Raw genomic sequence first — 12289 nt, 5'->3', positions numbered from 1 at the left:
AACGCTCCAGCTTTTTGTTTTGTCGCATTTCCGGACGGAAAACCGGGTTCCACTTTTCCTGGAAATGCTCTCAAAGCGGGGCCAGTTATTCAGCGGATCGATCAGGTCAGGCTGGCGCCAACGGCCTTTTCGAGAATGGCCCAGGCTTCATCGCCATATTTGCCCTTCCATTCGGAATAGAAACCGGCTTCCTTGAGGGTTGCACGGAAGAGTGAGGCGTCGGTGTCGTTGAAGGTCATGCCCTTGGCAATCAGGTCTTCCTTCACCGAGGCATTGAGTTTCGCCACATCGGCCCGCTCGTCCTTGCCGGCCTGATTGAGGTTTTTGGCAACGATGGCGCGCAGGTCATCCGGCAGGCGCTCCCAGGCGCGCTTGTTCGCCAGGAACCAGAAGCCGTCCCACATATGGTTGGTGACCGAGCAGAATTTCTGCACTTCGAACAGCTTGGCGGTGGAAATGATCGCCAGCGGATTTTCCTGGCCATCGACAACGCCGGTCTGCAAGGCGGTGTAGACTTCAGCGAAATTGATCGAGGCTGGGGCCGACTTGAAGGCCTTGAACATCGAGGTCCAGAGCGGGCTTACCGGCACGCGGATCTTGAAGCTTTCGAGATCGGCCGGCGTGGCGATGGGCTTCGAAGCGCTGGTGATCTGGCGGAAACCGTTATCCCAGATGGTGTCCATGGCAACGAGGTTCTGCTTGGCGATTTCGCCGCGCACATATTTGCCGAGATCGCCATCCATGGCCGCCCAAACCGAATCGTAGTTCGGGAAGGCGAAGCCGATGCCGCTGATGGATGCATTCGGCACCAGCGTCGACAGGATCAGTGGCGAAAGCGTAAAGAATTCAACGCCGCCCGAGCGTACCTGGCTCAACACATCGGTATCGGCACCCAACTGGCTGCTGGGGAAGATGTTGATATTCACCTGGCCGTCGGTTTCCTTGGCGATACGGTCAGCCGCTTCCTTGGCGCGGATGTTCATGGGATGCGCGGCAGGCAGGTTGTTGGCATATTTATAATTGAATTGCGCAGCGCGGGCGCGCGACACAAAAGCGGTGGCAAGAACGGCAGAACCGGCGCCGGCCAACACGGTACGTCTGTTGATATTCATTGCTTTCTCCTCCCAAAATAAAAGCATGTATCATTCATCGGCGTGGCGGGTGGACCCGCCACGGTCTCAGAGCAGAATTGTCGAGAAGCCCGGAATTGCCGCAATCAGCAGCAGACCGATGACCATGGCTGCGAGATAGGGCCAGATGGCGCCCATGGCCTCATCAGGCGAAACATTGCCTATCTTGCAGGCGATATAGAAACCGATGCCGATGGGCGGCGCCATCAGGCCGATATTCATGGCGACCACCACCACCATCGAATAATGGATGTCGTTGATGCCAAGCGTGCGGGCAATGGGGAACATGATCGGTGCGAGCAATACGATCGCCGGCAGGCCTTCCAGCACGCAGCCGAGGATCATGAAAATCAGGATCGACACGACCATATAGGTCATCCAGCCGCCCGGAAGATCGGTAATCATCGCGGTCAGCTGGAAGGCAAAGCCGCTCTGCGTCAACCCCCAGGCCATGGCCGAGGCGCAACCGAGGATCAGCAGGATCGCCCCGGAAAGGGCGGCCGTCTCCACCAGCATGGAATAGAGTTTTTTGAGGCTGATGCCGCCATAAAGCACCGCACCGATAATCATCGCATAGAGCACGGCAATGGTGGAAACCTCGGTTGCCGTCGCCACGCCGCCGCCGACGAGGCTGCGGATGAGGAAGGGCAGAACCAGCGCAGGCGCTGCAACCAGCGCTGCCTTGCCCACCAGCGGCCACGGGGTGCGTTTTGCGCCTTCCATGTTTTCATGCCGCGCCTTCCAGCGCGCCAGAACGGCCAGTACCAGAAGCAGTACCATGGCGATCATGAAGCCGGAAGTGAACAGGCCGGCAATCGACACGCCCGCTGCCGAACCGAGAACGATCAGCACGATGGAGGGCGGAACCGTATCGGCCATGGCGGCGCCGGTGGCCAGAAGCGCGATCATTTCCTTGGGCTTGTGGCCACGGCGCTTCATTTCCGGAAACAACGCCGGTGCGACCGTCGCCATATCCGAAACCTTGGAGCCGGAAATGCCCGAGACCAGAAACAGCGAACCGAGCAGCACATAGGACATGCCGGCGCGAATATGGCCGAACATCGAGGATAGCAGTTCGACAATCGCCTTGCCCATGCCGGTGGCATCGAGCACGCAGCCCAGCAGCACGAAAACCGGAACCGACAACAGAATGATGCCGGACATGCCCTCGTCAATGCGCCCGATCATCACGATGGTCGGAACCCAGGTGGTAAAGGTCAGGTAGGCGAGGGTTCCAAGGCCGAAACAGAAGGCGATCGGTACGCCCAGTACCAGAAACACCGCCACGAACAGGCCAAGGAAGATCGCCAGATTGAAATTGCCGAAAGTTTCGAGCGTCGGAGATGCCAGATAGAGCAGGCCGGAGGCGACCGCGACGGTGACAACGGCTGCGATGATGTCCCGCAGATTTTCCCTGCGGAAGAGATTGTTGAGGACCAGCAGCAGCATAAGACAGGCGCCAACCGGCAGCGCTGCAGCGCGGAAGGACATTGGAATATTCAGCGCCGCCGAGGTGACGACCCATTCCTCAATGGCATATTCTATCGCGGGCTTGATAATCGCCGCAAGAAATGTCGCCACCAGCACCAAAGCGAGCGAATTGACATAGCCCAGAATGCGCTGCGGAAACATGTTGAGAAACAGCGTCAGTCGCAGGTGCTCGCTACGATCGATGGCAATTGCCGCACCCAGCATGGCAAACCACAGGAAGCTCAACGACGCCGTTTCATCGATCCAGACGATTGGCAAATGCAGGGCATAGCGCGATGTCACGCCCAGCAGAAGCAGGCCGATCATCACCGCCAGCAGCACCGCCGCTACGGCCTCGATAGGTCGCATGAACCACGAGCCTGTTACCGGCCCGGTATGTAAAAGCTCTCCATCGAGTACAAATACGTCGTCATTCGCGTTTGCGGTCATGGTCATCGGGGCCTCCTCTCCCACAGAACAACCTTCGCAACGGACTGCGGCAGACAAAGAGAGTTATCCGCGTCGAGGCCAATATCATGACCGACGCATCAGGATATATCTGTCATTGCCAGACCGGCCAGACCCCTCCAAAAGCCTGAAACTAGCGGTATATTGCCTCCACAATATGGACCGTTAAAAAACTATGCATTCGGGATACACAGGAAAAGTGCCAAAATCAACTGTATAAATGCAGTATTGCGCGGTTTTCATCGCGTGTTTATAGGTCCACATAGTGGATCATACTATAATTGATTGAAATTTATCTGTGATATAACGAGCGCGCAGCAATTTCCGGGGCTTTTCGGAAGCCCGTCGAGACGAAAGCGCTTATGATGCCGGGCGATCCGGATGGTCTGGCGCTATGCACTGGAGAAGTCGGGGAGCGCATCCGCTGCCTATTGCGGCAATGACGGTCATAAAGTCGTCAGGTCGCACGACTTGAGCGGATAAAGCTGCCCATGGTGGATATGCTTCCACGCAGGTAGCGATGCACAATCAAAACGGTTGAGAATTATCAGTCAGGTAAAATGAAAGACGATTGGTCCGGGTGACGGAATACGGATGATCTTGCTTTATCAAACGAAGCAGCCGCCCGTTGGGGCGGCTGCTGTTTATCTGATGTTCTCTGTCAGCCTCAGGCTGCCTTTTCGAGTTCCTGCTTCCAGTTACCCTTGGCGGCGAGGCTGTTCATCGCGGCGCGGTGCGTGAAGGCGCGCTGGCCGGCGGCGACGTTTTCCTGCTTGCCGCCCCATGTCTTGAGGGCCGTATCCTGAAGCGCGCGGCCGTAGGAATAGGTCAGAGACCAGGGCAGGTCGTAGCCGGCATTCATGGCGGAGAGATGGGCGGTCGCCTCTTCGGAGGACTGGCCGCCGGAGAGGAAGGCGATGCCCGGAACGGAGGAAGGCACGGTCGCCTTCAGAACCTTCACGGTCTTTTCCGCCACTTCCTCGACGGAAGCCTTGCGGGCCTTCTTGCCGTCGATGATCATGTTCGGCTTGAGGATCATGCCTTCAAGGTTCACGCGGGCGTCGAACAGGTCTGCGAAGACGGTCTGGAGAACCCATTGCGTGACTTCCGCACAGCGGTCGATGTCATGCGTGCCCGGCTCGCCGTCCATCAGCACTTCCGGCTCCACGATCGGCACGATATCCGCCTGCTGGCAGAGGGCGGCGTAACGGGCGAGCGACTGGGAGTTTGCCTTGATCGAACCCCAGCTCGGACGCTGCTCGCCGATGGTGATGACGCCGCGCCACTTGGCGAAACGCGCGCCGGCCTCATGATACTTGCGCAGGCGCTCGTAAAGACCGTCGAGGCCTTCAGTGATGAATTCATGCGGATGGAAAGCCATCGGCTTGGCGCCGATATCCACCTTGATGCCCGGCAGGCTGCCGGCCGCCTTGATGATATCCACGAAAGGCGTGCCGTCGGCGGCCTTCTGGAACAGGGTCTCTTCGTAAAGGATAACGCCGGAGATGTATTTCTTCATGGCGTCGTCGGAACGGAACAGCATCTCGCGATAATCGCGGCGGGCGGTCTCGGTGGACTCCAGATTGATGCTGTCGAAACGCTTTTTGATCGTTCCCGTGGATTCGTCGGCGGCGAGCAGGCCCTTGCCGTCGGCGACCATTTTGATTGCGATGTCTTCGAGACGTTCGGTCATTTGCTATTCTCCCAAGGCACAATAAATTTCCGATAACAGAAGTTCCAGGGCAGGGAAATGGCACGCTAACTCATTGAAACGATTGAAATGATTTCAATCGTTTGAAACTTTTCCTCCCGGTGCCGCTTACCAAAAAGCAAGGCCGGACAAGCGTGGCTTGTCCGGCCTCGTGTCAGGCAAGTAGGGTGAGTTTACTTGGCGGCGGTCAGGATGGCAACGCCCGGCAATTCCTTGCCTTCCATCCATTCGAGGAAGGCGCCGCCGGCCGTCGAAACATAGGAGAAATCCTCGGAAACGCCGGCATGGTTGAGCGCGGCCACGGTATCGCCGCCGCCGGCGACGGAGACGAGCTTGCCGGCCTTGGTGCATTCCGCCGCGTGTTTTGCGGCAGCCACGGTCGCCGCGTCGAAGGGTTCGATTTCGAAGGCGCCGAGCGGACCGTTCCAGACCAGCGTTTCGGCGCGGGAAATCCAGGCCTTGATGCTTTCAACCGATTTTGGGCCGACATCGAGAACCATGGCATCAGTGGGAATGGCGTTGATGTCGACGATTTCATTGGCCGCACCGGCCTTGAATTCGCGGGCGACGACGCCGTCCTCCGGCAGCACGATGGCGCAGCCGGATGTCGCCGCCTCGATCATGATCTGCTTTGCGGTCTCGGCGAGATCATGCTCGCACAGCGATTTGCCGACCTGCGCGCCGCGGGCGGCGAGGAAGGTGTTGGCCATGCCGCCGCCGATGACGAGGGCGTCGACCTTCTTGACGAGGTTCATCAGCAGATCGATCTTGCTCGAAACCTTGGCGCCGCCAACGATGGCGACAACCGGACGAACTGGCTGGCCGAGGCCCTTTTCCAGGGCCTCAAGCTCGGCCTGCATGGTGCGGCCGGCATAGGCGGGCAGGTGGCGTGCAAGGCCTTCGGTGGAAGCGTGCGCGCGGTGGGCGGCGGAGAAGGCGTCGTTCACATAGATATCGCCATTGGCTGCCAGAGCTTCGACGAAGGCCGGATCGTTCTTTTCCTCGCCCTTGTGGAAACGGGTATTTTCCAGAAGCAGGATATCGCCATCGTTCAGTTTAGCGACGGCGTCCGCCGCCGGTGCGCCGATGCAATCGGCTGCGAAGGAAACGGCGTGATCCAATACTTCCTCGACGGCAGGCACGATCTGGGAAAGCGACATATCGGCCACCGGTTCGCCCTTCGGACGGCCGAAATGGGCAAGCAGAATGACTTTTGCGCCCTTGGAGGACAGTTCCAGAATGGTCGGCGCAACGCGTTCGATACGGGTTGCGTCCGTCACCTTGCCATCTGCGACCGGCACGTTGAGATCAACGCGGACGAGAACGCGCTTTCCGGCAATGTCGTTGAGGTCGTTGAGGGTCTTGAAAGCGGGCATAGGTCGATCCTGATTTGTTGCGAGTTCGGCACGGACCATACTATGCCTGATTGACGACGCAAGCCGGTCAGGCCTCATTTTCTCTCACTGTATTCGCAGGGGTGTGGGCGCTTTCTTCAACGCTGGCGGCGTGTGGCTGGCGCTTCTCTGCCAGATGGTTGCGCACACGATTGAGGATTTCCGAAAAGCTGATGAAGATCGGCAGGCTGGTAGCCGGTTCCACCGGTTCGAGGGAGATGCCCACACCGGTTATCGCCTCGTGTTCGTCCAGTGTGCGAACGATCAGCACGATGGAGCCGAGGCGCACGCGGTCGGCATAATCGGCCTTTCCGGCAAGACGGGCCTCGATGAGTTCTGCGACGCTCATCGCCTGTTCGGCGGGCGAAAGCAGGCCGGGGCCATAGGCTGCGTCCAGCTCCTTCGCCGGGCGGGCGGGTGAGATCGCGAAGGTGCCGAAGAAATCGGCGTCGTCATCGGCAACCGGCAGGGCGCTGGCGAACAGCCGGTCGATCAGGCGGGAATAGCCGGGCGCGATGAAGAGATAGACGAGATCGTTCTCCCGCAGCCGCCCGGCATATTGATAGCGGATCGATTTGCCGTCGCGCACCACCAGCGAAGGCATGGCCCAGCGCGGAATACGCTCGCCCTGCATGATGGCGCTACCCTTGGCGACCCGGTAGGAGATCAGTTCGTGATTGGCGGTGCCGGGCAGGTCGACTTCCAGCTTGTCCACCTCGCCCATGCGCGGTGGCACGATCAGCCCGAGCCTTGTCGCCACCGGCTTGATGGTCCAGCCCTGCACGAGGAGCGACACCAGCACGATGATGAAGGCGGCGTTGAAATAGACCTGCGCATCGTCAAGGCCGCCGAGAATGGGCATGATGGCGAGCAGGATGGAAACCGCGCCGCGCAGGCCCACCCAGGCGACGAAGGAGGTTTCCTGCTGGGTATAGTTGAAGGGCATCAGGCTCAACCAGACCGCAAGCGGGCGGGCGACGAAGATCAGGAAAAGCGCCAGCAGCACGGCCGGAATGGCGATTGCCGGAAACTGCGACGGGGTGGCGAGAAGGCCGAGCATCAGGAACATGATGATCTGGGCAAGCCAGGTCAGACCCTCATGGAAACGGCGGATGGTTTCCTTGGCGAAGATCCGGCGGTTGCCGGCGACGATGCCAGCCACATAGACCGCCAGAAAACCGCTGCCGCCAATTGTGCCGGTGAAGGAGAAGACGAGCAGCGCCAGCGCAAGCACGAAGATCGGCGCCAGCCCGCGGTCGGCGGCGAACCGATTGACGACGGTGGCGATCATGACGCCGCCGAGCAGGCCGAAAATCACGCCAAGGCCCATCTGCTCAATGAAAAGCAGTAGAAAGCCGCTGTCGATGCCGGCCAGCCCCTGACCCTTGGCGATGATTTCGACCAGGGCAATGGTAAGGAAGATCGCCATCGGATCGTTGGTGCCGGATTCGACTTCCAGCGTCGAACGCACCTGATCGCGGATATGGATGCCGCCGATGCGCAGCAGGAAGAACACGGCCGCCGCATCGGTGGAAGCGACGATGGCGCCGAGCAGCAGGCCCTCAAGCCAGGAAAGCCCGAGCAGCAGGGCCGCCGCGCCCGCAAAAAAGACGGATGTGAGGATGACGCCGACTGTAGCGAGAGCGACGGCAGGGGCCGCCGAAAGCCGGAAGGATTGGATGGATGTGCCGAACCCGGAATCGAAGAGGATGACGGCAAGCACCAGCGAGCCAAGCATATAGGCCAGTGGATTGTTGGTGAATTCAATGCCGAGACCATCCACACCAGCCCCAAGGCCGATCATCAGGAAAAGCAGGAGGAGCGGCGCGCCGAAACGGAAGGCGATGAGGCTGGAAAAGGCGGCGACGAGAACGAGAACGGTTGCGACCAGCAACAGAAGATAAAATGATTCCACGTCCACCGCCTCATTCAAACCGCGTTGATAGACCGCAACCCGTGGCGCAATGAATGCTCTGCACGTCTGCAGTCAATGCGCCACGGGTTGCGGTCTGTCAGCGCTGTTTCGGGTGGCGTTGAAAGGTGACGCAAGGCGGGGTGTATCGAATGATACGGCAGGGCCGAAGTGCATTGCGCACGACCGTTATCCCTGTGTTTCTTGTCCGTCCCAAAGTGGACCAGACAAAGGCAGGAAATGGGAATTTTTTCGGCGTATGGGCGAAAAAATCCAAGGCGCGCAGCGCGAAATATGCTCCGCCCAAACAATTCAGGCGCCCGGGTTTCGACGTAACATAGAGACAATGCAGCGGCGTTATTTCTCTCGTCCGAATTGCTTTTCAACATTACCGGAGCGATCGGATGAAGCGGATAAATATTACTGGATTTATTATGGTGTTGGTGGCGGGCTCGATAGTTTCGGGTTGCTCAAGCACGGAACAGACGGCCGAAAACATGGCTGCTCAACGCGAGCGTTGTCGCGTCTTTGGCTACCCTGAAGGTTCTCGGGATTTTGCCGACTGTATGATGAAGCTTTCCATGCAGCAAAGTGATTTGCGGCAACAGACTTTCGATACGATCTGGAGCAGCGCCGGGAATTCCGGCCCGGTCATTATCAACAACAGAAAATGACGGATGCGCGTGCCCCGTACTGGTTGAGGGACGGCCGCATCGTCTCTCCGCCGGTGATTGTTTCGATCCGAAGCGCCCCGCCTTGCTTCGGGATCGACGCCGGCGGGATCCCTCACTCCCGCCGGCATTTTTCAGGCAAACAAAAACCGGCAGGATTGCTCCTGCCGGTTTTTTATGGAAGCGATGCCTGCTTAGATGGTCTTCGCGAAGGCGACGGCCGTATCCGACATGCGGTTGGAGAAGCCCCATTCGTTGTCGTACCAGGACAGAACGCGCACGAACTTGCCTTCCATGACCTTGGTCTGGTCGATCGCGAAGATCGAGGAATGGCTGTCGTGGTTGAAGTCGCGGGAAACCAGCGGCTCCTCGGTGTAGCCGAGAATGCCCTTCAGCTTGCCATTGGCGGCAGACTTGATCGCCTCGTTGATTTCCTCGACCGTCGTGTCGCGCTTGGCGATGAACTTGAAGTCGACGACCGAAACGTTCGGGGTCGGAACGCGGATCGAGGTGCCGTCCAGCTTGCCCTTGAGGTGCGGCAGAACGAGGCCAACGGCCTTGGCAGCACCCGTCGAGGTCGGGATCATGGAAAGGGCTGCGGCGCGGGCGCGGTACAGATCCTTGTGCATGGTGTCCAGCGTCGGCTGGTCGCCCGTGTAGGAGTGGATCGTGGTCATGAAGCCATGATCGATGCCGACGACGTCATCGAGAACCTTCACGACCGGCACGAGGCAGTTGGTGGTGCAGGACGCGTTGGAAATGACCAGATGGTCCTTTGTCAGCTGGTCGTTGTTGACGCCGAAGACGACCGTGAGGTCTGCGCCGTCAGCCGGAGCAGACACGATGACGCGCTTTGCGCCGGCCGTCAGGTGAGCGGCAGCCTTGTCGCGGGCGGTGAAGATGCCCGTGCATTCCAGCGCGATGTCGACGCCGAGTTCCTTGTGCGGCAGCGTTGCCGGATCGCGAACGGCGGTAACCTTGATCGGCTTGCCGCCGCCAACGATGATCGTGTCGCCTTCGACCTTCACATCGGCCGGGAACTTGCCGTGGATCGAATCGTAACGCAGCAGGTGGGCGTTGGTCTCCACCGGGCCGAGGTCGTTGATGGCAACGACTTCGATATCGGTGCGGCCGGATTCGACGATGGCACGCAGGACGTTGCGGCCGATGCGGCCGAAGCCGTTAATGGCAACTTTTACAGTCATTTACAGTCTCCCGAACAAGATTGGGCGTGGTCTTTGCTGAATGGTGAGGGCCTGGGAAGCCCTCACGCAAGTTTTGCCTCGACTGCGGCGACGACGGCTTCCGCCGTGATGCCGAAGTGCTTGAAGAGATCCTTCGCCGGCGCGGACGCTCCAAAGGAGTGCATGCCGACGAAAGCACCGTCGTTACCGATGAAATAATCCCAGCCCTGGCGGATGGCGGCTTCGACCGCGATCTTGACCGGAGCCTTGCCGATGATGGCGTTGCGATAGGTTTCCGGCTGTTCCTTGAAAAGCTCGAAGCAGGGAACGGAAACGACACGGACGGAAACGCCGTTGTCCTTCAACGTTGCGGCGGCCTTCAGCGCCACTTCGACTTCCGAACCGGAGGCGAAGATCGAAACCTTGGCGTCGCTGGCGGAGACGAGTTCGTAAGCGCCGTAAGCAGACAGGTTCTTCTCTTCATATTCCTTGCGCGAGGGCGCAAGGTTCTGGCGGGTGAGCGCCAGCGCGGAAGGACGATGCTTCTGCTCCAGCGCGAGCTGCCAGCATTCCGCCGTTTCGGTTTCATCCGCCGGGCGGAAGACGAGCAGGTTCGGAATGGCGCGCAGGGCTGCGATCTGCTCCACCGGCTGGTGGGTCGGGCCGTCTTCGCCGACGCCAATGGAATCATGCGTCAGAACGTGGACGACACGGATGCCCATGAGCGCTGCAAGGCGGATCGACGGACGGCAATAATCCGAGAAGATCAGGAAGCCGCCGGCATAGGGGATGAGACCGCCATGCAGCGCGATGCCGTTCATCGCCGCCGCCATGCCGTGCTCGCGGATGCCGTAATGCAGGTAACGGCCGGAGAAGTCCGTCGGCGTGATGGACTTCATCTGGCTGGTCTTGGTGTTGTTGGATGGCGTCAGGTCAGCCGAACCGCCGATCATTTCCGGCAGGACGCCGTTGATGACTTCGAGCGAATCTTCCGAAGCTTTGCGTGTCGCGACCGTCGGGTTGTTCTCGATGATCTTCTTCTTGAAGGCATCGATGGCGCTGTCGAAATTGCCGGGCAGGTCGCCGGCGAAGCGGCGCTTGAATTCGGCCTTCTTGCCGGCTTCAGCGGCTTCAAGGCGGGCTTCCCAGTCCTGGCGGGTCTTGGTGGAGCGCAGGCCGGCGAGACGCCATGCATCGAGCACGTCTTCCGGAACGACGAAGGCTTCGGCTTCCCAGTTCAGGTGCTTGCGGGTGGCTGCGATTTCTTCGGCGCCGAGCGGGTTGCCGTGAACCTTGTGGGTGCCCTGCTTGTTGGGCGCGCCGAAACCGATGACGGTCTTGCAGGCGATGAAGGTCGGGCGGTCGGATTTCTGCGCGGCTTCGATGGCGGCGGCAATCGCGTCCGGATCGTGGCCATCGACGCGGATGGTGTTCCAGTGAACGGCCTGGAAGCGGGCGATCTGGTCGGTGCTATCGGAAAGGCCGACTTCGCCGTCGATGGTGATGTTGTTGTCATCCCAGAACAGAACGAGCTTGTTGAGCTTCAGGTGGCCGGCAAGCGCGATGGCTTCGTGGCTGATGCCTTCCATGAGGCAGCCGTCGCCGCAAAGCACATAGGTGAAGTGGCTCTGCAGGTCGGAACCGAACTCCTCTTCCAGCTTGCGCTCAGCAATCGCCATGCCGACGGCGTTGGCGATGCCCTGGCCGAGCGGGCCGGTCGTCGTTTCGATGCCGGTCGCGTGGCCATATTCGGGGTGGCCGGCGGTCTTGGAACCGAACTGACGGAAACGCTTGATCTCGTCGATCGTCATGTCCTCGTAGCCCGTCAAATAGAGCAGCGAGTAAAGAAGCATCGAGCCATGACCTGCCGACAGCACGAAGCGGTCGCGATCCGCCCAGAGCGGCGCCTTGGGATCGAATTTCAGGTAACGGGTGAAGAGAACGGTGGCGACATCAGCGGCGCCCATCGGCAGACCGGGATGGCCGGAATTGGCCTTCTCCACTGCATCCATGGCAAGAAATCGGATCGCATTTGCCATCCGGTTGTGTTTGTCGCGAGAAATCATGGCTTTTCCGTCTGTTTCCGGGTGAAAGGAGATAGTTTTACGCAACTATCCAAAAAGCGGGTTGATCCATAGCAGGTGAGGCCGGCAAGTCAATAAATCCACTGGCGTTTGCGGTTCGCTGAGGGAGAAAAAATCGTTTAGAAAATCGGACATCCTGACAAAATCCGTGCGATAGGCGTTGCCGCCTCTTCGTTCATCCACAGAGCAAAACGTCTCAATGCACTGGTTTGATTGACGGGATGGTAAATCGGGTAATAACCTCGTGATTGTTGAAAAGGCCTGA

The 12289-nt window shown here is 59.4% G+C and carries 8 protein-coding genes; 1 reads left to right on the top strand and 7 read right to left on the bottom strand.

The features are described 5' to 3' along the window. Positions 1-101: 101 nt before the first annotated feature. The 5 genes from FGF54_RS18850 to FGF54_RS18830 all read right to left on the bottom strand — a co-directional run bounded on the left by FGF54_RS18850 (position 102) and on the right by FGF54_RS18830 (position 8088). A complete protein-coding gene (locus FGF54_RS18850) occupies positions 102-1112 on the bottom strand; it encodes a TRAP transporter substrate-binding protein (protein ID WP_003520342.1) in 1011 nt (336 codons plus the stop codon). Positions 1113-1178: 66 nt separating this feature from the next. Beyond that, positions 1179-3056, bottom strand: a complete 1878-nt coding sequence (locus FGF54_RS18845; RefSeq protein WP_142780742.1) for a TRAP transporter large permease subunit — start codon at positions 3054-3056, stop codon at positions 1179-1181. A 679-nt stretch (positions 3057-3735) separates the two neighbouring features. Further along, a complete protein-coding gene (locus tag FGF54_RS18840; protein ID WP_142780741.1) occupies positions 3736-4761 on the bottom strand; it encodes a class I fructose-bisphosphate aldolase in 1026 nt (341 codons plus the stop codon). Between the two features lie 191 nt (positions 4762-4952). Further along, complete coding sequence (pgk, locus tag FGF54_RS18835; protein ID WP_142780740.1) at positions 4953-6155, bottom strand: phosphoglycerate kinase; 1203 nt, start codon at positions 6153-6155, stop codon at positions 4953-4955. Positions 6156-6222: 67 nt separating this feature from the next. After that, positions 6223-8088 (bottom strand): potassium/proton antiporter, encoded by a 1866-nt coding sequence (locus FGF54_RS18830; RefSeq protein ID WP_142780739.1) that lies wholly within the window; start codon positions 8086-8088, stop codon positions 6223-6225. A 401-nt stretch (positions 8089-8489) separates the two neighbouring features. Between FGF54_RS18830 and FGF54_RS18820 the strand changes: the two genes are divergently transcribed. Continuing rightward, the gene (locus FGF54_RS18820) at positions 8490-8759 is read left to right on the top strand and encodes a hypothetical protein (protein ID WP_035222201.1); all 270 of its coding nucleotides are present in this window, start codon (positions 8490-8492) and stop codon (positions 8757-8759) included. A 191-nt stretch (positions 8760-8950) separates the two neighbouring features. Here FGF54_RS18820 and gap read toward each other — a convergent pair whose 3' ends face one another. Together gap and tkt are read right to left on the bottom strand one after the other, a co-directional pair. Further along, the gene (gap, locus tag FGF54_RS18815) at positions 8951-9961 is read right to left on the bottom strand and encodes a type I glyceraldehyde-3-phosphate dehydrogenase (protein ID WP_003523203.1); all 1011 of its coding nucleotides are present in this window, start codon (positions 9959-9961) and stop codon (positions 8951-8953) included. Positions 9962-10023: 62 nt separating this feature from the next. Further along, entirely contained in the window at positions 10024-12006 is a 1983-nt protein-coding gene (gene tkt, locus FGF54_RS18810) for a transketolase (RefSeq protein WP_020812225.1), read from the bottom strand. Positions 12007-12289: the final 283 nt, after the last annotated feature.

The sequence above is a fragment of the Agrobacterium sp. T29 genome (assembly GCF_006970545.1).
In the GTDB taxonomy this organism is placed as follows: domain Bacteria; phylum Pseudomonadota; class Alphaproteobacteria; order Rhizobiales; family Rhizobiaceae; genus Agrobacterium; species Agrobacterium leguminum.
The sequence above is the reverse complement of the archived record's forward strand: the minus strand, read 5'-3'. Positions and strand labels throughout refer to the sequence as shown.